The sequence below is a fragment of the Vibrio hepatarius genome (assembly GCF_011806575.1).
GTDB lineage: Bacteria > Pseudomonadota > Gammaproteobacteria > Enterobacterales > Vibrionaceae > Vibrio > Vibrio hepatarius_A.
Genome location: NZ_JAATOO010000006.1, coordinates 52,270 through 78,683 on the forward strand (window position 1 = coordinate 52,270; position 26,414 = coordinate 78,683).

26 protein-coding genes are annotated in these 26,414 nt (G+C 45.6%); 16 read left to right on the top strand and 10 right to left on the bottom strand.

Annotated features, from left to right (window positions below):
- The 5 genes from HCZ42_RS06105 to HCZ42_RS06125 all read left to right on the top strand — a co-directional run bounded on the left by HCZ42_RS06105 (nucleotide 1) and on the right by HCZ42_RS06125 (nucleotide 6,750).
- Nucleotides 1–714 (top strand): hypothetical protein, encoded by a 714-nt coding sequence (locus HCZ42_RS06105; RefSeq protein WP_167419857.1) that lies wholly within the window; start codon nucleotides 1–3, stop codon nucleotides 712–714.
- 18 nt (nucleotides 715–732) lie between these two features.
- Nucleotides 733–1,791 (top strand): hypothetical protein, encoded by a 1,059-nt coding sequence (locus tag HCZ42_RS06110; protein ID WP_167419858.1) that lies wholly within the window; start codon nucleotides 733–735, stop codon nucleotides 1,789–1,791.
- Between the two features lies 1 nt (nucleotide 1,792).
- Nucleotides 1,793–2,623: an outer membrane beta-barrel protein gene (locus tag HCZ42_RS06115; protein ID WP_167419859.1), complete on the top strand. Its 831-nt coding sequence runs from the start codon at nucleotides 1,793–1,795 to the stop codon at nucleotides 2,621–2,623.
- An 87-nt stretch (nucleotides 2,624–2,710) separates the two neighbouring features.
- On the top strand, nucleotides 2,711–5,599 hold the full coding sequence (locus HCZ42_RS06120) for a hypothetical protein (RefSeq protein WP_167419860.1): 2,889 nt from the start codon (nucleotides 2,711–2,713) through the stop codon (nucleotides 5,597–5,599).
- A 167-nt stretch (nucleotides 5,600–5,766) separates the two neighbouring features.
- Nucleotides 5,767–6,750: an XRE family transcriptional regulator gene (locus tag HCZ42_RS06125; RefSeq protein WP_167419861.1), complete on the top strand. Its 984-nt coding sequence runs from the start codon at nucleotides 5,767–5,769 to the stop codon at nucleotides 6,748–6,750.
- On the opposite strand, the gene HCZ42_RS06130 is transcribed toward HCZ42_RS06125, so the two are convergent.
- A complete protein-coding gene (locus HCZ42_RS06130; protein WP_167419862.1) occupies nucleotides 6,737–7,378 on the bottom strand; it encodes a hypothetical protein in 642 nt (213 codons plus the stop codon). The two genes, HCZ42_RS06125 and HCZ42_RS06130, sit on opposite strands and share 14 nt — an antisense overlap.
- 105 nt (nucleotides 7,379–7,483) lie before the next feature.
- A complete protein-coding gene (locus HCZ42_RS06135; protein ID WP_167419863.1) occupies nucleotides 7,484–7,675 on the bottom strand; it encodes an ANR family transcriptional regulator in 192 nt (63 codons plus the stop codon).
- A 293-nt stretch (nucleotides 7,676–7,968) separates the two neighbouring features.
- Here HCZ42_RS06135 and HCZ42_RS06140 point away from each other — a divergent pair, with 293 nt between their 5' ends.
- From HCZ42_RS06140 to HCZ42_RS06160, 5 genes are read left to right on the top strand one after another with little or no spacing between them, the layout of a single operon-like run.
- On the top strand, nucleotides 7,969–8,343 hold the full coding sequence (locus HCZ42_RS06140; RefSeq protein ID WP_167419864.1) for a diacylglycerol kinase: 375 nt from the start codon (nucleotides 7,969–7,971) through the stop codon (nucleotides 8,341–8,343).
- Nucleotides 8,344–8,361: 18 nt separating this feature from the next.
- The gene (locus HCZ42_RS06145) at nucleotides 8,362–10,317 is read left to right on the top strand and encodes an LTA synthase family protein (RefSeq protein ID WP_167419865.1); all 1,956 of its coding nucleotides are present in this window, start codon (nucleotides 8,362–8,364) and stop codon (nucleotides 10,315–10,317) included.
- Nucleotides 10,318–10,337: 20 nt separating this feature from the next.
- Nucleotides 10,338–11,009, top strand: coding sequence for a response regulator transcription factor (locus tag HCZ42_RS06150; RefSeq protein WP_167419866.1), 672 nt, complete (start codon nucleotides 10,338–10,340; stop codon nucleotides 11,007–11,009).
- Between the two features lie 46 nt (nucleotides 11,010–11,055).
- Entirely contained in the window at nucleotides 11,056–12,291 is a 1,236-nt protein-coding gene (locus tag HCZ42_RS06155) for a sensor histidine kinase (protein ID WP_167419867.1), read from the top strand.
- Nucleotides 12,292–12,297: 6 nt separating this feature from the next.
- A complete protein-coding gene (locus HCZ42_RS06160; protein WP_167419868.1) occupies nucleotides 12,298–12,714 on the top strand; it encodes a VOC family protein in 417 nt (138 codons plus the stop codon).
- A gap of 99 nt (nucleotides 12,715–12,813) precedes the next feature.
- On the opposite strand, the gene HCZ42_RS06165 is transcribed toward HCZ42_RS06160, so the two are convergent.
- From HCZ42_RS06165 to rnk, 3 genes are all read right to left on the bottom strand, one after another.
- Complete coding sequence (locus HCZ42_RS06165; RefSeq protein ID WP_167419869.1) at nucleotides 12,814–13,122, bottom strand: AzlD family protein; 309 nt, start codon at nucleotides 13,120–13,122, stop codon at nucleotides 12,814–12,816.
- The gene (locus HCZ42_RS06170; protein ID WP_167419870.1) at nucleotides 13,119–13,850 is read right to left on the bottom strand and encodes an AzlC family ABC transporter permease; all 732 of its coding nucleotides are present in this window, start codon (nucleotides 13,848–13,850) and stop codon (nucleotides 13,119–13,121) included. The genes HCZ42_RS06165 and HCZ42_RS06170 overlap by 4 nt, the downstream gene beginning before the upstream one ends.
- Before the next feature lie 238 nt (nucleotides 13,851–14,088).
- A complete protein-coding gene (rnk, locus tag HCZ42_RS06175; RefSeq protein ID WP_167419871.1) occupies nucleotides 14,089–14,496 on the bottom strand; it encodes a nucleoside diphosphate kinase regulator in 408 nt (135 codons plus the stop codon).
- A 259-nt stretch (nucleotides 14,497–14,755) separates the two neighbouring features.
- Here rnk and HCZ42_RS06180 point away from each other — a divergent pair, with 259 nt between their 5' ends.
- Both HCZ42_RS06180 and HCZ42_RS06185 read left to right on the top strand, forming a co-directional pair.
- Nucleotides 14,756–15,463 (top strand): helix-turn-helix domain-containing protein, encoded by a 708-nt coding sequence (locus HCZ42_RS06180; RefSeq protein ID WP_167419986.1) that lies wholly within the window; start codon nucleotides 14,756–14,758, stop codon nucleotides 15,461–15,463.
- A 99-nt stretch (nucleotides 15,464–15,562) separates the two neighbouring features.
- Nucleotides 15,563–16,504: a DMT family transporter gene (locus HCZ42_RS06185; protein ID WP_167419872.1), complete on the top strand. Its 942-nt coding sequence runs from the start codon at nucleotides 15,563–15,565 to the stop codon at nucleotides 16,502–16,504.
- On the opposite strand, the gene HCZ42_RS06190 is transcribed toward HCZ42_RS06185, so the two are convergent.
- The 5 genes from HCZ42_RS06190 to HCZ42_RS06210 all read right to left on the bottom strand — a co-directional run bounded on the left by HCZ42_RS06190 (nucleotide 16,494) and on the right by HCZ42_RS06210 (nucleotide 21,489).
- Nucleotides 16,494–17,405, bottom strand: coding sequence for a hydroxymethylglutaryl-CoA lyase (locus HCZ42_RS06190; RefSeq protein ID WP_167419873.1), 912 nt, complete (start codon nucleotides 17,403–17,405; stop codon nucleotides 16,494–16,496). The two genes, HCZ42_RS06185 and HCZ42_RS06190, sit on opposite strands and share 11 nt — an antisense overlap.
- A complete protein-coding gene (locus HCZ42_RS06195; protein ID WP_167419874.1) occupies nucleotides 17,398–18,216 on the bottom strand; it encodes an enoyl-CoA hydratase-related protein in 819 nt (272 codons plus the stop codon). Before HCZ42_RS06195 ends, HCZ42_RS06190 begins: the two co-directional genes overlap by 8 nt.
- A gap of 11 nt (nucleotides 18,217–18,227) precedes the next feature.
- Complete coding sequence (locus HCZ42_RS06200) at nucleotides 18,228–19,832, bottom strand: carboxyl transferase domain-containing protein (protein WP_167419875.1); 1,605 nt, start codon at nucleotides 19,830–19,832, stop codon at nucleotides 18,228–18,230.
- Between the two features lie 10 nt (nucleotides 19,833–19,842).
- Nucleotides 19,843–21,012 (bottom strand): isovaleryl-CoA dehydrogenase, encoded by a 1,170-nt coding sequence (locus tag HCZ42_RS06205; RefSeq protein ID WP_167419876.1) that lies wholly within the window; start codon nucleotides 21,010–21,012, stop codon nucleotides 19,843–19,845.
- Nucleotides 21,013–21,111: 99 nt separating this feature from the next.
- Nucleotides 21,112–21,489, bottom strand: a complete 378-nt coding sequence (locus tag HCZ42_RS06210) for a MerR family transcriptional regulator (RefSeq protein WP_167419877.1) — start codon at nucleotides 21,487–21,489, stop codon at nucleotides 21,112–21,114.
- Between the two features lie 223 nt (nucleotides 21,490–21,712).
- Between HCZ42_RS06210 and HCZ42_RS06215 the strand changes: the two genes are divergently transcribed.
- From HCZ42_RS06215 to HCZ42_RS06230, 4 genes are read left to right on the top strand one after another with little or no spacing between them, the layout of a single operon-like run.
- Nucleotides 21,713–22,924, top strand: coding sequence for a thiolase family protein (locus HCZ42_RS06215; protein ID WP_167419878.1), 1,212 nt, complete (start codon nucleotides 21,713–21,715; stop codon nucleotides 22,922–22,924).
- A gap of 20 nt (nucleotides 22,925–22,944) precedes the next feature.
- Nucleotides 22,945–24,438, top strand: a complete 1,494-nt coding sequence (locus HCZ42_RS06220; RefSeq protein WP_167419879.1) for a CoA-acylating methylmalonate-semialdehyde dehydrogenase — start codon at nucleotides 22,945–22,947, stop codon at nucleotides 24,436–24,438.
- Between the two features lie 8 nt (nucleotides 24,439–24,446).
- A complete protein-coding gene (locus tag HCZ42_RS06225; RefSeq protein WP_167419880.1) occupies nucleotides 24,447–25,601 on the top strand; it encodes an acyl-CoA dehydrogenase family protein in 1,155 nt (384 codons plus the stop codon).
- Between the two features lie 11 nt (nucleotides 25,602–25,612).
- Nucleotides 25,613–26,407, top strand: coding sequence for an enoyl-CoA hydratase (locus HCZ42_RS06230; RefSeq protein WP_167419881.1), 795 nt, complete (start codon nucleotides 25,613–25,615; stop codon nucleotides 26,405–26,407).
- Nucleotides 26,408–26,414: the final 7 nt, after the last annotated feature.

Genomic DNA, 26,414 nt, shown 5'->3' on the forward strand with positions numbered 1-26,414 from the left:
ATGAAAATGAAACTATTAGTTGGATCTTTTTTGTGCCTTTTCTCGACATTATCCAGTGCAGTGTATCTCGATAAAATGCTTCAGGTTTCAGATGAAAACGGTAACGCTTCATTCATCGTTACCAATGACAAAGAGATGGTCTATTTTGTTGAAACGAAAATCAATGAAATTTCGACCACAAAAGAGGGTGATTTAATTCGTAAGCCTTATACAAGAGAAAACTTGGCAGAATGGACGGTCGCAGTTAGTAACCCGAGATTCATTATCGAGCCAGGCAGAACAAAAAGTCTTGGTATCCGAGCAATCTGTGGGGACAGTTGCTCATGGGAAGAAGACCGTACCTACGAAATCGTCTTTGTTCCAAAACCTTACGCAAATGGTTCTGAATCTAGTGAACAATCGGTCAACATTTTCGTTGGTTATGCGCCAGTATTAATTGTTCCGGCTAAAGAACCCAAAGTAGATTATGCCATTGATGTTGTGGGTAAAAGCCTTTCAATTCAAAACAAAGGCAACACCATGCTTAGAGTTTTGGTAGACAACTGCCAAGGTGTGAAAGAAAGCTCGTGCCGTGTTTTTTATACCCTGATCAAAGGCAGAAAAAAGAGCTTTGAGTTACCAACAGGCTTAGTAAATAAAGACCTCAACGTCACGGTGCTAAACCATGACGAAAGTTATCGAAAGAAGATCGTCGTTCCTGGTAAAGGGCGCTAACGTGTGTATGGGTAGCTTATGAAACATCTAATTCTATTAGCTCTTGGTTTTATATTTAGCACATCGAGTAGTGCATTGACGATTAACATATCAGTCAAAGGACAAAATGTTCGATATGAAAATTCACGCGATTGGGGAAGCGGATATTATGTTGCGACTACATCAGAAATATTTTCTAGTTTAGAACCCACAAAAAAGTGGATACCAGCGATGCAGCAAGTAAATAAAAACGTGACATTAACGGGTCCTTCTTCAGAACAAACAACCGTGCAGGTATTGGTTCAAGGTTTAGAGTATGACTGGGGTAGTCTGAGCAATTCAACTGCAATTAACGATAAATTGGGGCTGGAATCAGGTTATTGCAGCAACTCTACGACCTCAAGCATGACGAAAATTCTGAATAATTCGATGTCATCTTGTATTAGCTCTGCCGCCATTATAAGTAAATCAGGTTCAGAGAATATTCCCTTTTATTTTGTTAGGCCAATATTTGAAATAAAAAAATTGTTGGAAGCGCTAAAAGGAAAGGCTGAAGGTGTATATGTAGGTAGTGTGAAAGTTCCGTTTCGTTATTACTTCTACAACAGCATGTCGATTTTAACCTATCGAAATCTGTCGTTTAATTTGACTTTTCAAGTCAACTATCTTCCAGAAACATTTACGTCATTAATAGTGACACCAGAAAACGGCGGCGTAATGTCTCCTCAATATGGTTCAGGAACGGTAAAGGGAGAAACTCGGTTTAATATCGAGACGCTGGGTTACTTTAATACTGGGATTAAAATGAAGTTTGATACTTCAAAAACATATTCCTTAACCCATGACACTCAAACAGAGAAAAAAATTCCGTATTACGTTCACTGTGATACCTGTGAAGACCAAGTGATTGTCGGTGATAACGGCAATGTAACCACCTCTGTATTGAACAATGCTGGCGTGGTATTGGCGCCTGTTGGAAGTGATAAGACGAGAATTAATTACAACCTAACGGTTGGTTACAGCGACAAAACGGTCAATGAAGTCGTTACTGGCGGTTACTCGGACTCCTTTGTCGTAATATTTGGATTGGACTTTTAATATGTTTAAAAAACTCATTGCAGTAGCGACTGCCATCTACTCTATCGCCAGCTATGCAATAGAATACGATGAATCGTTTTATATTTCACCGAAGCTAGATTTTGTGAATCAGTTAGATTCAGAAGATAGCTCTGATTTCGGTATAGGTTATGCGCTAGATATCGGCGTACCGGTTTATAAATTTGTCTCGATCGAGAACACCGTTAGATACATCGATTGGAATTCAGAACAGTTTGACAGCAACTTTCTTCAATATGGAGCCTTGCTAAAGCTGAACTTTCCATTCACCGATAAAACCAACTTCGCTCTCTCAGGTGGTTTCTTAGCCGACCTAGATGTAGGGAATGAAGCAAGAGACAAAGAAGTGAACCCTTACGTGAAGTTGGATGTGGACTACAACATCAATAACAACTGGGCGGTTGTTTTAGGCGTTAACCAGTCTTTCAGTTCGGACTATTTAGATCAATACGCATACAGCTTGGGTGTGAAATATAAGTTTTATAAAGAGAAAGCAACCGTTGAACCACAACCAGCTTGTGACTGTATTTTCACAGAAGAGAAAGTAGAAGAAGTCGTACAACCTGTTCCAGAAGAACCAAAAGTGGTTGAACCTACTATTGAAAAGGTACCGGAGCCAGAACTTAATAAGCAGGAAGTGAAGTCTACGCTTGATTACGTTCTTAAAGAGGGTGATTACATCTACCAAATATGCCGACGATTTAATATGTCCTTAGATGAATTTGTAAGCATGAATAAAGATTACTTTTCTGGTCGGAATTTGGATTACGTATACCCAGGTGAAATTGTAAAAGTAAAAAATCCAAAAAAATAAAAATACTCACAAGGCTCGTTATTAAAAATATTTATAACGGTTAAGCCTTCGTATTAATTCATTTAATGAATATGTGTGAGAGTAATGATGAAAAAATCATATTTAGCCTTAATAGCAGTGCCTTTTGCACTATTGGGTTGTGGTGGAGAAGGGAGTGGTAGTTCAACATCGAACTATAATCGTCCGGTAGAGCAAGAGCCAGTGGTTTACACACAAGATAGTATTGTGCGTACTGTCACTGAACAAAAGCTCTCGGTTAATTTAAGCGAAAGAAACTCTATCTCAAATAGCGACGAGCTGCTGATCGATGATATTACTAATATCACGGGGAGCAGTCAGTGTGATCCTGTGACCATATCGGGCATGATATTTGAGTTGGAGGCTTTTGAAAATCCGACGATGTGTCAATACCAATATTCATTGCGTAGCGTTGAGTCTGGAACAACCTTTTCGAATCCAAGAATGGTAACGAGCGTTCTGGTTGAAAAGCGTACAACGATCATGCCAAATAGCCGTTCTAGCCTACGTTCTTTGCCGTCGACAACACTTCCACCTATTCAGGTCTCTATTTCTGTGCCTGGAAGCGTAGCAAATATCGATTTGAATGCTCAGCTAGCGAGCTTATATCCGACGGACAGTGAAGGTAACAAATACGTCTTATCTAGCACGGTATTGGTGCTTGGTTCAGGCAGTGCGAAAGCGACTACGGATGACTTAAAAAAGAGCATTGTTGAATACACTAGTGACACCTACGACCTAGGCGGCATTACGCGCTTAATATATTCACTGTCTGACGATTTTGATGGTGACGGCGTAGGGGACTTTAAAGTTGGTGCAATCGATATCAGCGTCAGCTCATCAGACAGCAATAGTAACCCTGAAACCAAATATTTCCAGTGGACCAATAATGGGGTGGATATTAAAGTCGGACAGAAATACACAATCGATGTCGCTAGTGATATTAGTGCGGACTGTACCTATGGTCGTGAACCGCAAGATACTAAAGGTAGCTGCGTTTTTGACTCAGACGGTGATTCTCTCCAACTAGTAGGGGTTTACGCGTACGACGCCACCGTTTCACCAACAAGCTTAACCCAGTTGGATAATACTAAGTTCGATGTGACGTTTAGCCGTACTGGCTTGCACGATATTAGCTATCAAGTCAGCGACCATTATGGCGGTTTTGCGACAGGTATTGTTCGTGTGTACGTAAAAGAAAACAGTGCCCCTATATTACAAAATAATCCGTACATTTGGTATGCAAATGAACTCACAGGAATGTCAATTTCCGCATCAGCTCTTGCGACCGATATCGATGGAGACACAGTCTCGTTTAAATCGGTTACGCAACCGACATCTGGAAAAGTAACAGCGAAAATTTCAACGGACAAATCAAAAATACAAGTTGATGCACAAGTTGATTCCGAAGGCGCACATTTTTTTGATGCTGTATTGACTGATGGAGACAACGATGTCACTCAACATTGGGTAGTTATTGTTAATTCAAATACTCATCTGTCTTTGAAGAGTGAGCTTGAAAGAACATTTAACGTGACGGTCAACACGCCACTGACTATCGATATATCGTCATTGATTGAAGGGTATCGTCCTGGTGAACAGGCTTCAGTAGAAGTTAAAAGTACGTCAGGTGCGTTGCTTGGAACGGTCAAAGTGTCTGATGAGAGTGTATACAAAGTTATTTATACACCTAATAGCAACGTCATGGGTGTAGATGACTTCATCTTTGAAGTTAAGACTAACTCGGGGGCAGAAATTGCTGGTAACGTGATTGTTCATGTAGGTAATCCACCAGCACTGGATATCACGGAAATTAATGCAACTGAGGGACAAAATGATCTTATTACCGCATCGGTAACATGCGAATACTGTGATGTCAGCAAATATGAGTACGAATGGGTGATCAATGGTGAAACTGTCTCTAAAGAGAAGTCTTTTACCATTACTCCTGAACAACGTATTTACAATGTGACTCTGTTGGTTATTGGCTACGATGTATTTGGCCAGGTGACTTACGAGCTTGGCTCATTTGATTTCTTCAAAGTTGTTATCGGATCGTTCGAACAGCCGGCAAAAAGTTGTCAAGACATTTTCTTAACTTATAACTCTCCGTTTGCCCTGAAAGCTAACGATGGGGAATATTGGCTAAGAAGTGCCGACAATACCTACACCTACAAAACCCAGTGCGACATGGTTTCACAACCAGAATCTGATTCGTCAAAGAAATCCGTAGGTGGATATACACTCGTATGGTCTTACTCAGAGAAAACGAACTTACAGCGTTTTGGTGGCAACACGAATGTGTTCTCGCAGCGCGGTAAGAATGTGGCGTTTAATGGCTCTTTGTTTACTAACGGTCGAGGACTGGTGACATCAGAGAGTGGAACTGTCAACTACAATGACTTCCGCGTAACGAACGCTGAGATGAGCAATAAATATGGCTTGTCATATTCACGAGTATCTTACACCTCGGATACGTCAGTAGAGACGATTAACAAAGACCCAGATAACACTGTACAGAATTGGTATATGCAGACTACGCATCCAGTTACGTTTTATAAAGGTGACTATGTCTTTAATGGTGGTGGCGAACAATCTGGAGTTTATGGAATGCTCAATGGGAGCTACTTTGTTGGTACATACCAAACCACGCGCACCGTAAATTTAAAAGATAGCAGCGGAAATAGTTTGGGCAATATGACAGCTTATGGTGGAGGGTATGGATTCCACTTCTCTGTAGATGAAGTGATTTATGGTCAATACTTGAACAATTTCTGGGGTTTTTGGGGTGAAAATGACCATCAGCTAGATTTGTTTGGTGTCTGCACAAGCCCAACGTTGATGTCCTTAGGAGGCGTCTCGGCTTATGGCTGTAATGGTGATACTGCTGGAGCTAAATCGTTCCATCCCGCGGTGAACAATGGTGAAGGATATGTAGCACAGTGGTGGGCTCAGTAATTAATACCCGCTGTGGTTAATAAACTAAGAGCCCATCATCGATGGGCTCTTTTTGTTTGGGCTTTGTAAGAACAATCCTATTGTATTAATATTAATTGATAGAATTATAATGCAAAGGTATTATGTGAAACTATAATAATAAGTATTAAGTACCAAGGAGTTTAGCCGTGGCTCTAGAATTTAAAGATAGCCTGTCCCTCTGGATTGAAAGCAAAGGAATATCAAGGAAAGAACTAATTGCCCTTCTTCAAAATAAATATTACGAAGAATTCAAGGGATTAGATGCTATTACATTGAGCCGATGGCTAAATGGAAAAAGCACACCTCCGTTATACAAGCAATTTTATATAGCCAAATGCTTAGGTATATGCTTAAAAGAGCATATTAGATCGTTGGATTTGTCCAAAATTAAATATCCAACGAAGTATGACGCTATTCTTTACAACTTGACCAAGGCGCTTGATTTTTCACTTTCAGTTCTTTCTTATCGTTACGTGCCTAAGTACGTCAAGTCAGAAATATCACGCGACAGTTATCAGGAACATGTTGAACGATTTGGCGAGTTTTATGGCAACGTCTCTCCACTAAAGAATTTTAAAAGTGCCTTGTATGAAATGAAAAGCAGCATTGATTACAAGAGTATTGTACTTAAGAATGAAAACGATGAAATTCTCGGCCATTGGTCGGGGATTATCGATATAGAGAAGCTGAACGGTATTCCATCGTTTATTACCATTCCACAAAACGAAGTGGATAGAAGTTGTTTAGTCTCGTTGGGATATTATGTTAACTCAGAACATTATTTTGAGTTGATTGTTCAAGCTATCTGTTTATATTTAATGGCTTATTCTAAAACTAAAGATTTTGTTTATTTTTTCAATGTTGATTGCAGGCCGATTATAGAATTCTGCAAATTTGTCTTTAATGCGGAAGAAATGAAATACTACCCACCTTTGGATGAGAAGGATAAGATGGGTGTCTATCTGCTTAAATTCAATATCATTAAGTCGATTGCCAATCCCACTCTTTTAAAAAAGGTACAGGAGAAATTGAACTGTCTTGAAACGTGTGACCCGAATGAGTGTAAATTATGTAATTTAAAGGAAATCGAGCTTAGGGTGAGCGACACACACAAAATCAAAATTGAGTAATGGAAACAGGTCGAATCCAAGTATCGATATTTTGGCATTTTTCATTTATTGAGTTCATGAGCTGCTTCGCCTCCGAATATCGTTCATAGGCTTCGCTCACTAAATAAAACGTATTGTCTTCAACGTGTTGGTACAAGGGAATCTCCGCGCATCTACCTAGGATTGAAGCCGGCTCTTTATCACCTGAGTAAAACTGGATGACGTAACCCTTTTTCGTTTTAGCATAAGTTGCTGCCAGTTTTGCATGTGCAGTATCAAGTTGCGCGGCCAAGTACTGACACGTCTTCGCGCTGACATCAAAACTCAAGTACGTTTTTTCACTTATCACGTCTAAAATACTTACTCGGTCGATATTAGGGGTGCTGACGCATTCTTTTAATAGTGTATAGGCGGCTAGATCACTGATGACACATGAAGAATCAGCGTAAACAAAGAGTTGTTCTTTTTTTAACTCGTTTTGCATTGAGCATGCTTTTAAGCTGCTGAAGTTCTGCCCATTCAATGTCCATAAGTCGACAGCATTTTGTATTGTGGAGCTTGCATTGGCTGCAAACGGTAAGCCTATACCGACCAACGCAGAGTAGATCACATGTATTACGGTGTTGTTTATCAAGGTGTTATCTTTCACGAGTTTCTGATGGGGTCTGATATTGAGAGTAACTTCTTCTGACGGGAAACGGTGCTGGCGCTAATAATGAAAGAAGAAGTTACTGCGCACATATTTCCTAGCCACCTATCGATATAGGTATCGCCTGTTTTCACTTAAGCGAGCACAACAAAAAGCAAATCTTGATTGCGCCCACTTTGAATTATCACGACTTTTTGCGCATTCCGCCGCTTCTTGCCACATTACCCTAGCTCCGCTGTAGTTTTTTTCTCGTTCCATTCTTGCTGCCGCATCTGCCATCTCACGGTATTCCGTCATCGTTGTCTCCTTAGTAAGCCCTTAATGAACCGGAGAGGAAAAACTATCGCACCTGATCGTCATAAAGTTAGCATCTAACGTTTAATTAAATCTCCAATGTAAATTTCCTGTCAGGATTTTTATGGTTGGGCTATACGATTTGGCTTTTCCCCTTGTGTCGCGTTCGCATTCGCCAAAACGCCGTTTGGAAGCGGTCTAGTTCGTTAGTTTATTTTTCACGCTTTTTTTACGTTCCTCGTGTTCTCATTGCTCAGTCAAAAACCATTTTTAAATCAATCAAAGAGCTAACAGCGATGACTGCAGGTGTAGAAAAGACTCAAGTAAAAGGGATGAAGCGTGTCATTAACGCAACAGGGTATTCATTTAAAGGTTTAAAAGCGGCTTGGAAGTACGAAGCTGCCTTTCGTCAGGAAACCGTGCTCGCCGCGTTCTTAACTTTCGTTGCGCTAATTCTACCGATTACCAGTACAGAAAAAGTCGCCCTGATTGCTTGTGTTGTATTCGTCATAGTTGTCGAGCTTTTGAACTCGGCAATCGAAGCTGTAGTTGATCGCGTCGGAATCGAACATCACGAACTCAGTGGTCGAGCGAAAGACATGGGCTCGGCCGCAGTATTTCTAAGTTTATGCCTCGCCTTTGGTGTGTGGGTAACGATTTTATTTTTGTAAGTGTTGGGTGGAATAGTCATGTTAGATCGAATCAAATTCAGGCTCGGAATTCTCTTTCCGATTGCCGCGAGTGCAGTGTGCTGTGTGGCAATTTTTTTACTGTCTCGCTTGGTGTTAATCGGTTGGCAATGGGAGCGATTCGCTGAGTTCGGTGATATGAGCTCAACGCTGCTTGGTGGATTACGAATCGATTTAGCGACGGTCAGCTACTTGTTGATCTTGCCTTCATTTCTCGCCTGCTTTTTCTTCTCAGAGAACACGTTCGGCCGAGGATTTAAAACGCTATTTAGAGTGTGGATTACGGCTGGGATTTGGCTACTGATCTATATGGAAGTCGCCACGTTTCCATTCATCCAAGAATATGATCTAAGACCAAACCGCTTGTTCATTGAGTACCTTGTGTATCCAAAAGAGGTTTCCAGCATGCTGTGGAATGGATACAAGCTAGAACTTTTCGTCGGATTGGTCGTCAGTGCAATCGCTTTGATCTTGGGCTGGAAGGCGAGTCAGTACATGGTCAGCAATCTACGATACCCAAAATGGTATTGGCGACCAGTGATTGCTGTGCTTGTTCTTGCTGTTGGTGTGATGGGGGCACGTTCTACATTGGGACACCGACCACTTAACCCAGCGATGGTGGCTTATTCGACCGACCCATTAGTGAATGATTTGACGCTGAATTCTGTGTATTCAGTGCTGTTTGCGGCAAAACAGATGGCGTCTGAAAACGATGCATTTGATTATTACCCTAAACTGCCTGCGGACGAGATTGTAAAACGAGTTCAAGCCAGCATTAAAGCGGAGAAGAATGCCAAGTTTGATAGTGCGTTACCAACGTATGCTTACCATGAGTCAAGCTTCAAACAGCAGCCAAAGAACATTGTGATCTTGTTGCTCGAGAGCCACGGTGCGCGCTACGTTAGCGAGTTGGGTGGAAAGAACCTGTCGCCAACCCTAGATAAGCTCTACAAAGAGGGCTGGGGGTTCACCAATCTGTACGCAACGGGCACACGCTCGGTGCGCGGGATTGAAGCGGTAACGACCGGTTTTGTTCCAACACCATCACGCTCAACGGTAAAACTCTCAAAGAGCCAGCAGAACTTTTTCACTATCGCAGATCTACTGCAATCACGTGGATACACTACGCAGTTTGTTTACGGTGGAGAAAGTCACTTCGACAATATGAAGTCGTTCTTTTTAGGGAATGGATTTAACGATATCCAAGATTTGCCAACTTTTGACCAGCCGAAGTTTATCGGTTCTTGGGGTGCTTCAGATCAAGACTTATATGACCATGCGCACAAAGGTTTTACCGAAATGAACAAGCAAGGCAAACCTTTCTTTAGCTTAGTGTTTAGCTCGTCGAACCATACTCCGTTTGAGTATCCTGACAATGTGATTGAGCAATACAACGAGCCTAAACAAACCGTAGAAAACGCGGTGAAATACGCTGATTTTGCGTTGGGTGAGTTTGTCGAAAAGGCAAAGAAATCGGATTACTGGGATAATACGGTCTTCGTTGCGATTGCTGACCACGACGCACGCGTGTATGGAACGCAAGCCGTCCCCGTAGAAAACTTCCACATTCCGGCGGTGATCTTTGGTGGTGGTGTGGAGCAAAAGCAGGACGATCGACTGGTTAGTCAGTTAGATATTCCGCCGACATTGTTGTCGTTAGCGGGCATCAGCGCAGAACACCCGATGGTCGGTTATGACCTGACAAAAGACGTTCCAGCCAGTAAGCAACGCGCATTGATGCAACGCGGAAAAACCTTTGCTTGGATGGATGCAAACCGTGAGGTGATTGTCTTTAAGCCACAAGATGAACCAAAATCTTATCAATATGAAAAAGCGACTCAAGAGTTGACTCCAATTCAAGTAAACTCTGATAAGCTTTCAATGGCAAACGCGTATGCGTTGTGGGGAAGTTTCGCTTATAAAAATGGTTTATACGCGCAGAAAGAGCAATATTAGACAGTAGGGAAGCGAGCACAATGAAGAAGATACTCATCATCGAAGACGATAAAAATGTCGCTAGTGTACTGTGTGACTTTTTTGAATCTTTGCAGGTGGAGTTTGATTACGCATCGAACGGTAAACTTGGCTTTCAACTGGCGACCGAAGGATGCTTTGATGCGATTGTGCTCGATTTAATGCTGCCGAGAATGAACGGTTTAGAGCTGTGTAAGGCGTTAAGAAGTCAGGGAGTAGATACCCCCGTCTTGATGCTAACGGCTATGGATAGCCGTGAAGACTTGCTTAAAGGCTACGAGTTAGGCGCCGATGATTACTTAACTAAGCCGTTTGATCTCGAGGTATTAGAAGCGAGGTTACGTGCACTGATCAGACGCTATAAAGGGCTGGTGGCATCAAGTACACTTTCATTTGGTGAGCTGTGTATTAACCGCAAAGAGAAAGAAGCGTTTCGTGAAGGAGTCCTTCTAAAACTCAACCCAACCAGTTATTCGATTCTGGAGTTATTGTGCCGCAAGGCTCCGCAAGTGGTGTCAAAGCAAGAAATCGCAAGCTTGTTGTGGGAAGAAGAGGAGATCAACACGGAAGCGCTCAGAGTTCATATCTATCATCTGCGCAATCAACTCGATAAGCCTTTTTCTACCCAGATGCTGAAAACGGTGCCAAAACAGGGATTCAAACTAGAGGTATAACGCCATTAACATCATCAGCAATACGACGAAAAGTCTCACGACACGCTTGGCATTGTTTTTTGTCGGCGTGTCTTTATTTATTGGGCTGACGTTTTACTTTATGTTTGTCTTCACCGTAGATTGGGCTGAAGACGAGGTGGGGGCGAAGAGAATCGCGCTAGATTCTAACGTCGCGGTTGAGCGTTATCTAAATGGTGAAGAAGGGAAGTTGACTATCGACTTTTTGACCGATGCCTATAATGATTTTGACCTTGTTCCACCGCAATATTTAAAGTATGCGCAAGGCAAACGTTCATTTCACGGCGAAGTGGGTGAAGAAGGTGACTCGTCGAGAATGCTGTATATCGATGAGTATCAAGACAATGGCGTCACTAAGCCGATTATCTTGATCAGCAAAATAGACGATATTGAATTGAGCGACTCCGAGTTCGACTTTATCCTCAAAATTGTGCTGGGTGTGTTTGCCTGTTTGATGACTGTCTTTACCATTCTACTTATTCTTTTATCAAACAGTCTCATCTCGCCATTCAATAGTTTAACCAAGCAGTTTCGGCAAAAAGACAAGAATCGACACTTCTCGGTCAGCCCACATGCGGCGTTAGAGTTTACTCAATTGACCGAACAGCTCAATCGGCATAATCAAGAGCTAGTCTCGTTGATCAGTCGAGAGCAAGCGTTTTCCCGTTATACCAGTCATGAGCTTAGAACACCGTTAACCGTCATAAAGGGTGCGAGCAGCTTACTGCAGCGCCAAGAGAACAGCCCGTTTCAAGTCAAGCAACTTACCCTGATCAATGAATCTGCAAACCAAATGATGTCGATAGTGGATGCGTTGCTTAGCCTTGTTCGCTATGAACGAGATAAAGAAGCCGCTGAGTTCAGGCTCGTAACAGAGAGAGAGCTAGCAAAGATTATTGAAAGCAATTTCCGCAAGACTCCGTTAGATGAAGTCAGTATAGAGCTTGACGTCAGCGGACAACCGTCGATAAATGCCAGTCATGCCGTGCTCAACATGGTGATTGGCAACTTGATCCGCAATGCGGCATCTGCCTGCGAGAGTGGCAAAATCACGGTCAAAATGAGCCAAGATTCCATCTCAGTCATGGATGAAGGTATTGGCTTTATTGATCAGCCGTTTGAAGATGGTCACGGCTTGGGTCTCATTTTAATCGCGGATTTATGCCAGCGCTTTTGTTGGCAATTTACAATACAAAGCGAAGAAGAAGTGGGTACAGTCGCGACAATCAGCTTCCAATCTAATGATACTCAACCACTAAATTAGGTAGATATGAAACAGAATATTGTCCATATCGCACTAGTCGTTAATGATTATGACGAAGCGATAGACTTTTACGTGAACAAGTTAAAATTCGAGTTAATCGAAGATACGTATCAGCCTGAACAAGACAAGCGCTGGGTTGTGGTCGCGCCGCCTAACTCGCATGGTGTGACCTTGTTGTTGGCAAGAGCCTCTAAAGCAGAACAACTTGATTTTATTGGTAATCAAGCTGGTGGTCGTGTGTTTTTGTTTCTTAGTACCGATGATTTTTGGCGTGACTATGAATATATGAGGTCAATTGGGATTAATTTTATCCGCGAACCTAAAGTTCAAGAATATGGCACTGTCGCGGTATTCGAAGATTTATATGGCAACCTATGGGATCTGATACAATACGCACCAGAACATCCTATGGTGCAAAGATAGCTAAAGATAGTCGTATTACACCCTGAGAAAAAGAGTGGCTTAACCGCTACGTAAAGCCACATCGAAATGGGAGTTAAATGGTTCAATGTGGTTAGGGCGTTACATTGCCCTAACTAAAGCTGCCGCTATTAGACCAGCAGAAATTGCTGGTAGCGGTTTTTTCCATACTAGCATCACAACCGCTGTGGAGAGCAGTGCCATTCTAGCGCCAGCGTCACCTTCAACTGCTAAGGGCGCAAGGAGAGCGACTAACACAGAGCCAGACATCGCGGTGATAAACTGCTGAACGCGGTAGCCAATCGGGATAAATGACATCACAAAGACGCCGCCCCAGCGAGTGACCAAGGTTACTAACGCCATAGCGAAAATGATTAAGATCGTGCCACCGTCTGTGGTTTCAATATTCATTTTTTCTTCTCCGTCCAGAACGCGCCAAGTGTTCCACCTGCTAAAGCGCCGACAACCACGTGAGTGTTTTCAGGCAAGTACCAATAAGCTAAGAGAGAAGAGCCTGCGGCGACTGACCAAATAACGAAAATACGTAAGTTCTTAGGTCCGACTGCAACCATAGAGAGCAGGAAACAACCCATCACCATATCTAATCCAAGGCTAACAGGGTCTTTGATTGCATTACCAAAATAGAAGCCGAGCCAAGTGCCGACTATCCAGAATGACCAAAGCGCGATACCCCCACCAAGCAGTAAACCTAGCCCTGGTTCTTTACGTCCAAACGCATTCATCGACAACGCCCAATTGGCGTCAGATGCAAACAACATCACACCGTATCGTTTGGCTGGTGAGAGGTGACGCAACCAAGGGTAGAGCGTGGCTCCCATTAATAAGTGGCGTGCGTTTATGGCGAATACGGTAATCAAAACGGGGACTAACGGAACCTGTGCGCCCCACATTTCTAGCGTCGCAAACTGAGATGCACCGGCAAACACCAGTGTGCTCATCAGCATGATAGGAAAAGGTTCTAAGCCTGTTTGTACGGCCGCGACACCAAAGGCGATACCAAAAATGACGACGAAAAATGAGAGGGGTACCAGTTGCGTGAAGCCTTGCCAGACGTCTTTTCGAGTAAACAGATGAAGCTGGTCTAATTCAGCTCCTCCATTTGCTGCATTACTTTGCATGTAGTGTCCTAGTTATTTGAAGCGAATTGAATATCAAAGCTCGTTTTATACGAGTCGGTTATATGTATGTTGTATCAGTATCTACGAATCGATAACAATTTCAAAATTATTCGTGCTACAGAGGTGTAATGAGTGAGTTTTGTCTTGCAAGAGGAAAAAGAAGTAGAGGAATAGACTGGGAACTAAGAGGGCTCTCCTGGTGCAAAGTACTCTGCCTTTGCACCTGGAACTCTGAGGGTTAGCGGTTTAGAGCACCACAACGCTCAGGCTGATAAATGACATCGACAATTTCGATCGTTTTAGTTTGTTTGTTCGGCATCGGCCAAGCGAGCTGTTGACCAACAGACAGCCCGATAAGCGCGCTACCAACAGGAGCAAAGATGGACACATCATCGCTGCTTTTTAGCTCAGACGGATAGACCAATGTTTTTGTCATGGTCTTGTCGCTGTCGGTAAACTTAAACACTACCGTTGAATTCATGGTGACCACGTTTGGTGGCATTTCATTTGGCTCAAGCACCGTAGCACGATCCAGTTCTGTATCAAGTTGGACAAGATCGTTCGCGAGGTTGGGCATTTTATCCAGCAACGCGGTAATTCTGTTCATGTCTAGACTTGAAATGTAGATCGAGTTGTTATCAGACATTTTGAAACTCCCAAATAAAAGGCCGCCTCATAAAATGGGACGGCTTCATATCTGTATCAATGTATAAATTGCATGACAAATTTGTGTCATGCAGACCAAAGTTTTGATTCTAGTTCTTATGCAACACGTTTGCCAGCAAAAGATATTTATTGAGTTAGTAGAAACTTTTACTGCTGAGAAGTGTTAACCAGTGCTCAATGACGGCTAAGCGTAAATATTGTATAACGACCTAACTGAGTCACTGAATCGAAACATCGTCATGGAAGACAGCTTAACTATCAGAGCGTACAGCAAACAACGTCGTGGGCATGCGCACACTCATCATCAATTGGTACTGCCAGTCCTCGGTTCGATCAATATCGAGCTTGAAGGTTATCAAGGCAAAGTGTCAGTGGGTGAATGCGTGGTGATTCAGTCTGGTCAGTTTCATCATTTCAGAGCGGATGAAGCGGCGCGATTTATTGTCGCCGACTTGAATAGTTTGCCTGAAAACCTATTGAGTATGGAGTCTCTGGTTTTTTCGATTTCTAGCCCGTTGAGGAGCTACCTTTCTTTTATTGAACAACAATTGGAGCACCAAGTTGATTGCACAATCGAGCATGCGATGGTGGTGATGTTTTCGATGTTGTTGGCTCAGCAACAAGCAGATGAACAACTTGACCCGCGAATTCGAGCCGTCATCCAGCATATTCAAAATGACCTGTCTCTTCATTTTGCGATTGAGGACTTAGCCAAAGTGGCGTGTTTGAGTCCGACCCAGTTTAAAAAGCTATTTCGCCAAGCCTGCAGAACGAGCGTGCTCCAGTTCGTGACCAAACAAAGAATGGAAAAAGCCAAAGCGCTGTTAACGCACACTGATATGCCTGTTCAGTTAGTTGCAGAGCAGGTTGGCTACAATGATGTGTCGGCATTCAGCCGGCGCTTTTCGGCCTTTTTTGGTCGCTCTCCTCGCCAAGTACGCAGTTAATTGAGTCTGCTCAAACAAGCATAGCGTCTTATCTGCAAAGTATCTAAAGTGAGTTTTGATTAACCTTGAAGTTAGAAATGGACGAGCTCAGGGACCAAAATGAAGCATCAAACAACCAATCACAAAGCAGAGGCTTATGGAATCAGTGCGGTCTTGTTTGCGTCTTTGCTGTGGGGAACGACAGGGACGGCTGCTTCGTTTGCACCGTCAATTAGTCCATTGGCTGTCGGCGCATTTTCAATGGGAGTTGGTGGCCTGTTGCTGGCTGTCGTTGCTTTTCGAAACCTCGCAAGAGAGCGCCGGCTTATAGCCGCAAACTTTAAAATTCTACTGTTTGGCGCGCTGGCATTGGCGGTTTATCCAATGGCATTTTATAGCTCGATGCGGCTATCTGGAGTGGCGATCGGAACGGTCGTTTCCATCGCAAGTGCACCATTTTTTGTTGCCGCTCTAGAGCGACTGTTTAGCAAAAATAACCAAATTGACCGACGTTGGATCTATAGCTTGTTGTTAGGTACGGTTGGTATTGCTCTGCTCACGTTTGCTGAGCCAGCGAGCCAAACTGCCGAAGAGACGACTTATCACTATTTAGGTATTCTTCTCGGTCTGGTTGCTGGGTTGTCATACGCTCTTTATGCTTGGGCGGCGAAGGAGTTGATTACTCATGGCGTCAGCTCAACATCTGCGATGGGCAGTATTTTTGGCTGCGGTGCGATGCTATTGCTGCCGACATTGCTATTTACAGGTGGGAACTTATTTGCAACCACCACCAATACCGCAGTGGTAGTTTATATGGCCTTGATCCCGATGTTTATCGGTTACGTGTGTTTTGGCTACGGCCTAAGAGTCGTCGCGGCCAGTAAAGCGAGCCTGCTTACTTTGTTTGAACCAGCGGTAGCTGCGGTGTTTGCGGTGGTTGTGGTCGGTGAGCATATTACGGTTTCTGGCTGGATTGGCGTGCTGTTGATCATGGGGTGTCTGTTCCTTCAATCATACAAGCCAGCGCCAAAACAATCTGATACTAATGAAGTTACTTGTTGAGTGCGCGTAGCGCCAGCGAGACTTTAGACGTTGGTTGGCGCTTGAGCACGTCGCTGATCTGCCAACCGGCGCGCGCTACTTGTTGTAAATTGACACCTGTGGGGATGTTTAGTCCTTCGCATAGGTAGAGCACATCTTCAGTGGCGACATTTCCCGACGAGCCGTGAGCGTAAGGGCAGCCGCCTAAACCCGCGACACTGCTATCCACTACGCTGATTCCCATCTGCAGAGCTTGGTAAATGTTAGCAAGAGCCTGCCCCCAAGTATCATGAAAGTGCACTGCAAGTTGATTTAGCGGTACTTGAGTCATCACGGCTTCTAGCATGCGCGCGACTTTAACTGGTGTACCAGTGCCTATGGTGTCGCCGAGCGAAATTTCATAGCAGCCTAAATCGAGCAATGCTTTTGCTACTTTCGCGACATTGTTAGGATGAATGGGTCCGTCATACGGGCAATCAACCACACAAGAGAGATAGCCACGCACCGGGATATTTTTTGCTTTGGCTTGTGCAATCACAGGTGCAAACCGCTTGATGCTTTCTTCAATCGAGCAGTTAATATTGTGATGGCAAAACCCTTGCGAGGCGGAAGTAAATACGGCGACTTGGTTAGCATTCGCTCTAAGAGCTTTCTCAAACCCGATAAGATTCGGGGTCAGAGCAGAATAGATGACGCTGGGTTCGCGATTGATCGCCGACATTACCTCATACGAATCCGCCATTTGCGGCACCCACTTGGCAGAAACAAACGACCCCGCTTCAATGTGTTTTAAGCCCGAAGCAGACAAGTTGTTTATCAGGTCAACTTTTGCCTGAGTCGAGACAGATTTTTCATTTTGTAGACCATCACGAGCACCGACTTCAACAATGGTGACCGACTTGGGCAGTGCGCGGCTAGTCATTGTCTGGATGTCCTTTACGCCATACAGGTGTGCGTTTTTCCAAGAAAGCGTTGAGGCCTTCTTGCCCTTGTTCCGAGACACGAACTTGGGCGATAAGCTCGCTGGTGTAGTCAATGAGTTTGGCGTTAATTGGTTGCTCGCTACAGTGATGAATCAATTCTTTGGCATAGCTCATCGCAGCAGGACTGTTAGCCAACACCAAACCCACGAATTTAGACAGCGTCGCGTCTGCCGTATTGGTGGTGGCAAGGTGATGAATAACGCCCATTTGCAGAGCTTGTTCGGCATCAAAAGGTTCTGCAGTCAACATATAGCGCCGTGCTGAACGAGCCCCAATCGCTCGGCAAACATAAGGTGCAATAGTTGCTGGGACCAAGCCGAGTTTGACTTCACTCAAACAAAAGCTGGCTTCGATATCAGCAATGGCAATGTCACAACAACAAATTAACCCAAGTGCGCCACCAAAAGCACAGCCGTGGACATAAACGATAGTCGGGTGAGGGAAGCTATCAAGGAGTTTCATTAAATGCGCGAGTTGTGCAGCATCATCAACATTGTGCTGTTGATCTTGTTGTGCCATGGACCGCATCCAGTTGAGATCTGCACCAGCGGAGAAGTGTTTTCCGTTACCACGTAACAATAAACAGCGCACGTTAGCGGCGTTTGATAGTCTTTCCAACTCAGAAATCAATTGCTGAATTAAGTCGGCGTCGAATGCATTATGTTTATCGCTTCGATTGAGTGTCAGTGTTGCCACACCGTTCTTATCGATTGAACTGAGTAACTCTCCGTGGTGAATTTGTCCTTCCATTGCTTTATTCCTCACATTCGGAAGATGCCGAACTCGCTGCTTTGGATTGGTGCATTGAGGGCAGCTTTCAACGCTTGTGAAAGCACCTTTCTTGTGTTTTTCGGGTCGAGAATGCCGTCATCCCATAACCGAGCACTCGCGTAATAAGGGTGGCCTTGTCGGTTATACAGTTCAACGATAGATTGCCTAAACGCCTGCTGTTCTTCATCGCTCCAACTGTTCCCGCTGCGTTGCAACACGTCGCCTTTGACTTGGGTGAGCACACCTGCGGCTTGTTCGCCACCCATGACCGAAATTCGCGCGTTTGGCCACATCCACATCATGGTTGGATCGTAAGCCCGGCCGCACATGCCGTAGTTTCCAGCGCCATACGAGCCGCCTATGATGATGGTGAACTTTGGCACATCCGCACACGCAACGGCCATAACAAGCTTCGCGCCGTGTTTTGCAATCCCGCCTTCTTCGTACTTTTTACCGACCATAAATCCGGTGATGTTTTGTAGAAAGAGTAGTGGGATTTTTCGTTTCGCGCATAACTCAATAAAGTGCGCGCCTTTTTGTGCAGATTCCGAAAACAAGATGCCGTTATTGGCGACAATACCGATCAATTGCCCTTCCAATCGTGCAAAACCGCAGACTAAAGTGGCCCCGTACAAGGCCTTGAATTCATCAAAGTCTGAGTCATCGACCAGTCGTGCGATAACCTCACGCACGTCAAATGAGAGTCGAAGATCAGCGTTAACGATTCCATATAGCTCGTCGGCGTCATATCGAGGTTTGTGAAACTCTGATGGCGTCTCGCCAACATTTGCAGTGTTAGTATTGGCGATGGCTTGTCTTGCCAGTTCCATTGCGTGGTGTTCATCCTGAGCATAATAATCTGCAACGCCTGACTTTCTGCAGTGAACATCTGCGCCGCCTAACTCTTCTTCGGTCACGACTTCACCGGTAGCGGCTTTCACCAGTGGTGGTCCAGCGAGAAAGATAGTGCCTTGCTGTTTAACGATGATTGAAACGTCAGCCATCGCAGGAATATACGCGCCTCCTGCGGTACACAAACCAAGGACCACCGCGATTTGTGGTATGCCTTGGGCTGACATGCGTGCCTGATTAAAGAAGATACGGCCGAAATGATCTCTATCTGGAAAGACTTCTGATTGATGGGGGAGGTTAGCGCCGCCGGAGTCGACCAAATAGATACATGGTAAGTGACAACGTTGGGCAATTTCCTGCGCGCGCAGATGCTTTTTAACGGTAAGCGGGTAATAGGTTCCGCCTTTGACCGAAGGATCGTTGGCGAGCACCATACAGTCGATACCGTTGACTTTACCTATACCCGCGACAACGCCCGCGCAGGGTATGGGTTCTTCATAGACTTGCCACGCTGCAAACTGACCAATTTCAAGGAAATCTGAATCGCTATCCAGCAACGCAGCAATACGCTCCCTGACAGGTAGTTTGCCCTTTGTGCGCTGCCTTTCAATCGCTTTTTCACCGCCGCCTTGCTTGATCGTCGTAATATCGCCGCGTAGGGTTTCGACCAACTTAGACATATGCTGATGGTTCTTGTTGTAGAGCGGGGAGTCGGTGTTAATTTTCGTTTGTATGGTCGCCATAGACACCTCGTTAACGAGACTCATCAAACAGTTCACGGCCGATCAGCATGCGGCGAATTTCAGACGTGCCCGCACCAATTTCGTACAACTTAGCGTCACGCAGCAAACGTCCCGCTGGATACTCGTTGGTATAGCCGTTGCCACCAAGTAGCTGAATTGCCTCCAATGCCAATTGGGTTGCCAACTCAGCCGAATAGAGAATCGCTCCTGCCGCGTCTTTGCGGTTGGCTTCACCGCGATCACATGCAGCAGCAACCGCGTAGACATACGCGCGCGCCGCATTACTTTTGGTGTACATATCGGCGACTTTTGCCTGCACCAATTGGAATTCACCAATCGCTCTGCCAAACTGTTTGCGGTTGTGCACATAAGGCACGACCAAATCTAAGCACGCCTGCATAATGCCAAGCGGTCCGGCTGCTAGTACGACGCGTTCATAATCGAGGCCACTCATTAACACCGCGACGCCTTGGTTTACTTCGCCGAGGACGTTATCTTTTGAGACGGGACAGTCTTTGAATACCAACTCACAGGTATTCGAGCCGCGCATTCCCAACTTATCGAGCTTTTGCGCGCAGGAGAAACCAGATTCAGACTTATCAACGATAAAGGCAGTAATGCCGTGCGCTCCGTCTTCCGGCTCCGTTTTGGCGTAAACAATCACCACATCCGCGTCAGGACCATTAGTAATCCACATTTTTGAACCGTTGAGCAGGTAATGGTCGCCGCTTTGGGTGGCTTTTAATTGCATACTAATCACGTCTGAGCCCGCATTAGCTTCACTCATGGCCAGTGCGCCGACCCAAGAACCATCGACCAATTTCGGCAGGTACTTGGCCTTTTGTTCTTCACTGCCGTTTCTGGAAATTTGGCTTGCGCACAAGTTAGAATGCGCACCGTAACTGAGGCCGACCGAGGCAGAAGCTCGGCTGATTTCTTCCATCGCGATCACGTGGGCAAGATAACCCATACCTGCGCCGCCATATTGCTGGTCAATGGTCACGCCTAACAGTCCCATCTCGCCGAGCGTTGACCACAAATGGTTGGGGAAAAGATTGTCTTGGTCGATTTGCTCGGCAATGGGCGCAATGGTGTCACGAGCAAACGCGTTTACGTGGTCTCGCAGTAAATCAATTGATTCTCCAAGCCCGAAATTGAGTTGAGTATATTGAGCTAGCATAGTGCTTCCCTCATAACCACATCAGTGTCGTTAGATCGTTGCAATCGGTATACGTAACAAATTTCGTGATGCTTAACGTTGGAAAGCGAGGTGTGCGACTTAACTGGCTTTGGCGTGTTTTAGGGCTTCTTCACAGCGCTCTCTGGCCGCTGACAGCTCGTCTAACACAACGCCAATGTCTTCCAGTTGACGCTTTAGTACCGCTTCTTTTTCATCAATGATGTTAAGCATTTTAACTAGCTGAGTTTCACCTTGGTGAGTGTCGTACAGAGCGAACAACTCTTTGATCTCTGCCAGTGAGAACCCCAGTCTTTTACCGCGTAGGATCAGCTTCAAACGCACTTTGTCACGGCGTTGATAAATACGCATGCTGCCTTTGCGCTCGGGTTGAATCAGACCTACGTCCTCATAAAAGCGGATGCTGCGGGTCGTAATGTCAAACTCTTTGGCTAAGTCACTAATCTTGAAGGTTTCCACTCGCTAACACTCTCCAACTTATCGCTAAGGCTTCAATAAAATGGATGTAAACAATGTGTTTCTTTACGTTTACGTAAATGTTAGTGCTATGCTTACGTAAACGTCAAGAAATTAGCCGTGGAGTGAACAGCAGCGTCTAAATCGTAGTGGTCGATGTCATCGCCTGACATCAGTAGGAGAGCAGAACAAAAGAGCTGTTGTCATTCTGTATGAGGTTTATGTCATGCAAGACAAAGATATCTGGATTGTTGCCGCGAAACGTACGCCAATTGGGCGTTTTCAAGGATTGTTGTCCGAGTTTACTGCGCCGCAATTGGGTTCTGCAGCGATTAAAGCGACCATAGAAGCGTCCGGCCTCTCTGCAAAAAGCGTGGATGAAGTTTACATGGGGTGTGTGTTGCCAGCAGGATGTGGGCAGGCGCCTGCACGTCAAGCTGCGTTAGGAGCCGGATTACCGGACTTTGTTGGTTGTACAACGGTAAACAAAGTGTGTGGCTCGGGCATGAAGTCGGTGATGTTGGCGAGTGATTTAATCAAAGCTGGCACCTTTCAGTGTGCCATTGCTGGTGGTATGGAAAGCATGACTAACGCGCCATACCTGCTTAAAGAAGCCCGCAGCGGAATGCGAGTGGGGCATAAAACCACTTACGATCATATGTTTCTTGATGGCTTGCAAGATGCCTATGAAGGTGAACTGATGGGCGTTTACGGTCAACAGATTGCCGATAAACTCGGTTTTACCCGTGAGCAAATGGATGAGTGGGCGAGTATGTCAGTGCAGCGTGCATTAGAAGCGCAAAACCGCAATATCTTCGCTGAAGAATTGACCTCACTTGAGTTATCAAACGGCGAGTCGCTCGATTACGATGAGATCCCTCGCTCAGTTGATATCAACAAAATTCCCCACTTAAGAGCCGCATTTGCCAAAGACGGCTCTGTCACCGCCGCAAACTCCAGTGCCATCGCTGATGGTGCGGCTGCACTGTTACTCATGTCTGCAGAATACGCTCAACATAACGGTTTACAGCCGCTAGCCATCATCAAAGGGCATACCACACACGCTCGAACGCCAGCTGAATTTACGCTCGCTCCGGTTTATGCGGTTGAGCAGTTGCTTTCGGACTTAGATTGGACTCTGGATGAGATTGATCTTTGGGAGATCAACGAAGCCTTCGCTGTCGTCGCGCAAATCGCGGTGAAACATCTAGGGCTGGAGAGCGAAAAGGTCAACATCAAAGGCGGCGCTTGCGCATTAGGTCATCCGATTGGTGCAAGTGGCGCAAGAATACTCGTCACATTGATTCACAATTTAAGGCAACTACAGGCGTTAGGTGTGGATGGCGTGACTGATAACAAACGTAGAATGCGAGGCATCGCTTCACTGTGTATTGGTGGCGGCGAGGCAACCGCGATGGGTATTGAAATTCCGGTATAAAAAAAGATAAGGAAATCACTATGACGCAGTCAGTTCCACTGTATATCGATGGCGAATTTTGTCAGTCAAAGAGCGATCAATGGATTGAAGTAACCAATCCCGCGACCAACCAAGCGATTGCTCGATTGCCGTGTGCGACGGACGAGGAAATGGAGCGAGCGATAAGCAGTGCAATGCAGGCGTTTGCTCGTTGGAAACAGGTCGCGGTTTCTGACCGAGCGCGTGTGATGCTCAAGTATCAACATTTACTCAAAGAGCACCATGATGAACTGGCTGAGTTGCTGTCTCAAGAGACCGGTAAAATCACGCTGGATGCCAAAGGAGACGTTTGGCGTGGGATCGAAGTGGTGGAACAAGCGGCTAATATTGCCTCAAACATGATGGGTGAAACAGTCGAAAACGTTGCGACCGATATTGATACGTACTCACTGGTCCAGCCTTTGGGTGTGTGTTGTGGTATCACACCGTTTAACTTTCCCGCGATGATTCCATTGTGGATGTTCCCGCTCGCGATTGCTGCGGGCAATACTTTTATTCTGAAACCATCGGAGCAAGTGCCACTTACTGCCATGCGTTTAGCCGAGCTATTTGAACAAGCTGGCGCACCTAAAGGGGTGTTGCAGGTGTTGCACGGTGGTAAAGCGCAGGTCGATTTTCTTCTTGAGCATTCTGCAATTCGTGCAGTCTCGTTTGTTGGTTCTGTTCCCGTCGCGCAGTACATCTACCATCGTGGCACCAGCTATAACAAGCGAGTCCAAGCGTTTGCTGGGGCGAAAAACCATATGGTCGTCATGCCAGATGCCAATAAAAACCAAGTCATCAGTAATTTGGTTGGTTCATCGGTTGGTGCGGCTGGTCAACGTTGTATGGCGATTTCTGTTGCGGTGTTTGTCGGCAGCGCGAAAGAGTGGATCAGTGATCTCAAGGTTGAAATGGCCAAAATGAAGCCTGGAGCGTGGAACGACGAAGGCGCAGCGTATGGTCCGCTGATCAGTAAACAAGCCAAAGAGCGAGTGCTTAGCCTGATTGAAAAGGGCAAAGCACAAGGAGCAGTATGTGAGCTTGATGGTAGCCACTGTCAGATCGATGGACTGCCGGATGGTCACTGGGTTGGACCGACACTGTTTAGCGGGGTAACGACGGATATGTCGATTTACCAACAAGAGATCTTTGGACCAGTCTTGGTGTGCTTGGAAGTGGAGACACTTGAGGAAGCGATTGAGCTTATCAATAACAACCCTTATGGCAACGGAACCTCTATCTTTACCGCGAATGGCGCGGCTGCACGTAAATATCAACACGAAATTCAGGTCGGGCAAGTGGGGATTAATGTGCCGATTCCGGTGCCTTTGCCATTCTTCTCGTTTACGGGGTGGCGAGGCAGTTTCTACGGCGATTTACATGCCTACGGTAAGCAGGCTGTGCGCTTTTACACTGAAACCAAAACCGTCACCGCACGTTGGTTTGAAGATGACATTCCAACCGGACCAAACCTGAGTATCCATTTGCGATAGGAGGTTGTATGGACTTTGAATTGACCGAAGACCAACGCGCCTTTTCAGAAGCCGCTAGTCAGTTTGCCAACGAGCAGCTTGCGCCAATGGCAGCAGAATGGGATGAAAAGCAGATCTTTCCGACCCAAGTGCTTCAGCAAGCGGGAGAAATGGGCTTTCTCAGTCTGTATACGCCTCAAGAGCAGGGCGGACTTGGATTAGGACGCTTGGACGCTTCCATCGTATTTGAGCAGTTGGCGATGGGCTGCACTTCTACCACGGCGTTTATGACTATACACAATATGGTCACATGGATGATTGCCAGTTTTGCTACCGAAGACGTCAAACAGCAATACTGCCCTAAGTTGACGTGTGGCGAGTGGTTAGGTTCGTATTGTTTGACCGAGCCAAATGCGGGTTCAGATGCGGCGTCTTTGACGACCACGGCGGTAAAACAAGGTGATAAGTACCTTATAAACGGCTCCAAAACATTCATCTCGGGTGCCGGTGATACGCAAGTTCTAGTGGTGATGGCACGTACCCAAGACTCCGGAGCAAAAGGCATTTCTGCTTTCGTTGTTCCAGCGGATGCTCAAGGCATCAGTTATGGGCGCAAAGAACCCAAGCTGGGATGGAACAGCCAACCAACCCGTTCAATTACCTTTGAAAACGTGGTCATTCCTGCCAATCATTTGCTTGGTGAGGAAGGGCAAGGGTTTACCTTCGCGATGAAAGGACTCGATGGTGGGCGAATCAATATTGCCACGTGCTCAATCGGAACGGCGCAGCAGGCGTTAAATCAAGCTAAGCAGTATGTTCAAGAGCGTAAGCAGTTTGGTCAGCCACTCGCGCAGTTTCAAGCGCTGCAGTTTAAGCTAGCGGATATGACAACTGAACTGGTTGCGGCAAGACAGTTAGTGCGATTAGCCGCCAGTAAACTCGATAAGCGATCACCGGATGCGACCGCGTATTGCGCGATGGCAAAACGATTTGCCACTGACGTGGGCTTTGCCGTTTGTGATCAAGCGCTCCAGCTTTATGGCGGCTATGGTTATATCAAAGAGTATCCGTTGGAGCGGTATTTCCGTGATGTGCGTGTCCACCAAATATTGGAAGGTACTAACGAAATCATGCGTTTAATTATTGCGCGCCGACTCTTGACCGAAGGATCTGAACTACTCTAAAGGAATGCACTATGTCGAGTAATCAAACTGTCAGTTGTGGAATTGACTACGTGATAGAAAACCATGTTGCGACGCTCACCATGAATAATCCGCCAGCCAATACATGGACAGCAGAGAGCTTACAGTATCTCAAGCAGCTTATTGGCGAGTTGAATGCAAATAAAGAAGTTTACGCGCTGGTGATTACAGGCCAAGGCGACAAGTTTTTCTCTGCGGGTGCTGAACTAAAGTTATTTGCTTCAGGCGATAAACACGTTGCTGTCGATATGGCGCGGATTTTCGGCGAAGCCTTTGAAGCCCTGTCCGGTTTTAGAGGGGTATCAATAGCAGCCATCAATGGCTATGCAATGGGCGGCGGGTTGGAAGTCGCTTTAGCGTGTGACATTCGAATCGCAGAGCAGCAAGCGATCATGGCACTGCCGGAAGCGAAAGTGGGCTTACTGCCATGCGCTGGCGGAACGCAAAATCTGACCGCTTTAGTCGGTGAGGGCTGGGCAAAGCGCATCATCCTCTGTGGTGAGCAGATGAGCGCAGAACAAGCGCGGGATATTGGGTTGGTTGAAGAAGTCGTTGAACAAGGTAATGCGCTGCAAAGCGCGGTGACATTGGCGGAATCGGTAGCGAATCAATCGCCAACGTCCGTTACCGCGTGTAAGACGCTGATTCAAAACGGTCGCACCCATCCCATCGCGTTTGGTTTGGTGAAAGAGCGCGAATTGTTCATCCAGCTGTTTGATACCGAAGATCAAAAAGAGGGGGTTAACGCCTTTCTCGAAAAGCGCAAACCGCAATGGAAGAATCAATAGGCATAAG

Excerpts from the sequence above, each read along its gene's own strand:
- HCZ42_RS06190 (WP_167419873.1), bottom strand. The coding sequence starts at position 17,405 with ATGACTAGCCGCGCACTGCCCAAGTCGGTCACCATTGTTGAAGTCGGT.
- HCZ42_RS06195 (WP_167419874.1), bottom strand. The coding sequence starts at position 18,216 with ATGGAAGGACAAATTCACCACGGAGAGTTACTCAGTTCAATCGATAAG.
- HCZ42_RS06105 (WP_167419857.1), top strand. The coding sequence starts at position 1 with ATGAAAATGAAACTATTAGTTGGATCTTTTTTGTGCCTTTTCTCGACA.
- HCZ42_RS06215 (WP_167419878.1), top strand. The coding sequence starts at position 21,713 with ATGCAAGACAAAGATATCTGGATTGTTGCCGCGAAACGTACGCCAATT.
- HCZ42_RS06150 (WP_167419866.1), top strand. The coding sequence starts at position 10,338 with ATGAAGAAGATACTCATCATCGAAGACGATAAAAATGTCGCTAGTGTA.
- HCZ42_RS06135 (WP_167419863.1), bottom strand. The coding sequence starts at position 7,675 with ATGACGGAATACCGTGAGATGGCAGATGCGGCAGCAAGAATGGAACGA.
- HCZ42_RS06145 (WP_167419865.1), top strand. The coding sequence starts at position 8,362 with ATGTTAGATCGAATCAAATTCAGGCTCGGAATTCTCTTTCCGATTGCC.
- HCZ42_RS06200 (WP_167419875.1), bottom strand. The coding sequence starts at position 19,832 with ATGGCGACCATACAAACGAAAATTAACACCGACTCCCCGCTCTACAAC.
- HCZ42_RS06160 (WP_167419868.1), top strand. The coding sequence starts at position 12,298 with ATGAAACAGAATATTGTCCATATCGCACTAGTCGTTAATGATTATGAC.
- HCZ42_RS06110 (WP_167419858.1), top strand. The coding sequence starts at position 733 with ATGAAACATCTAATTCTATTAGCTCTTGGTTTTATATTTAGCACATCG.
- HCZ42_RS06230 (WP_167419881.1), top strand. The coding sequence starts at position 25,613 with ATGTCGAGTAATCAAACTGTCAGTTGTGGAATTGACTACGTGATAGAA.
- HCZ42_RS06225 (WP_167419880.1), top strand. The coding sequence starts at position 24,447 with ATGGACTTTGAATTGACCGAAGACCAACGCGCCTTTTCAGAAGCCGCT.
- HCZ42_RS06165 (WP_167419869.1), bottom strand. The coding sequence starts at position 13,122 with ATGAATATTGAAACCACAGACGGTGGCACGATCTTAATCATTTTCGCT.
- HCZ42_RS06120 (WP_167419860.1), top strand. The coding sequence starts at position 2,711 with ATGAAAAAATCATATTTAGCCTTAATAGCAGTGCCTTTTGCACTATTG.
- HCZ42_RS06140 (WP_167419864.1), top strand. The coding sequence starts at position 7,969 with ATGACTGCAGGTGTAGAAAAGACTCAAGTAAAAGGGATGAAGCGTGTC.
- HCZ42_RS06205 (WP_167419876.1), bottom strand. The coding sequence starts at position 21,012 with ATGCTAGCTCAATATACTCAACTCAATTTCGGGCTTGGAGAATCAATT.
- HCZ42_RS06115 (WP_167419859.1), top strand. The coding sequence starts at position 1,793 with ATGTTTAAAAAACTCATTGCAGTAGCGACTGCCATCTACTCTATCGCC.
- HCZ42_RS06185 (WP_167419872.1), top strand. The coding sequence starts at position 15,563 with ATGAAGCATCAAACAACCAATCACAAAGCAGAGGCTTATGGAATCAGT.
- HCZ42_RS06170 (WP_167419870.1), bottom strand. The coding sequence starts at position 13,850 with ATGCAAAGTAATGCAGCAAATGGAGGAGCTGAATTAGACCAGCTTCAT.
- rnk (WP_167419871.1), bottom strand. The coding sequence starts at position 14,496 with ATGTCTGATAACAACTCGATCTACATTTCAAGTCTAGACATGAACAGA.
- HCZ42_RS06180 (WP_167419986.1), top strand. The coding sequence starts at position 14,756 with ATGGAAGACAGCTTAACTATCAGAGCGTACAGCAAACAACGTCGTGGG.
- HCZ42_RS06220 (WP_167419879.1), top strand. The coding sequence starts at position 22,945 with ATGACGCAGTCAGTTCCACTGTATATCGATGGCGAATTTTGTCAGTCA.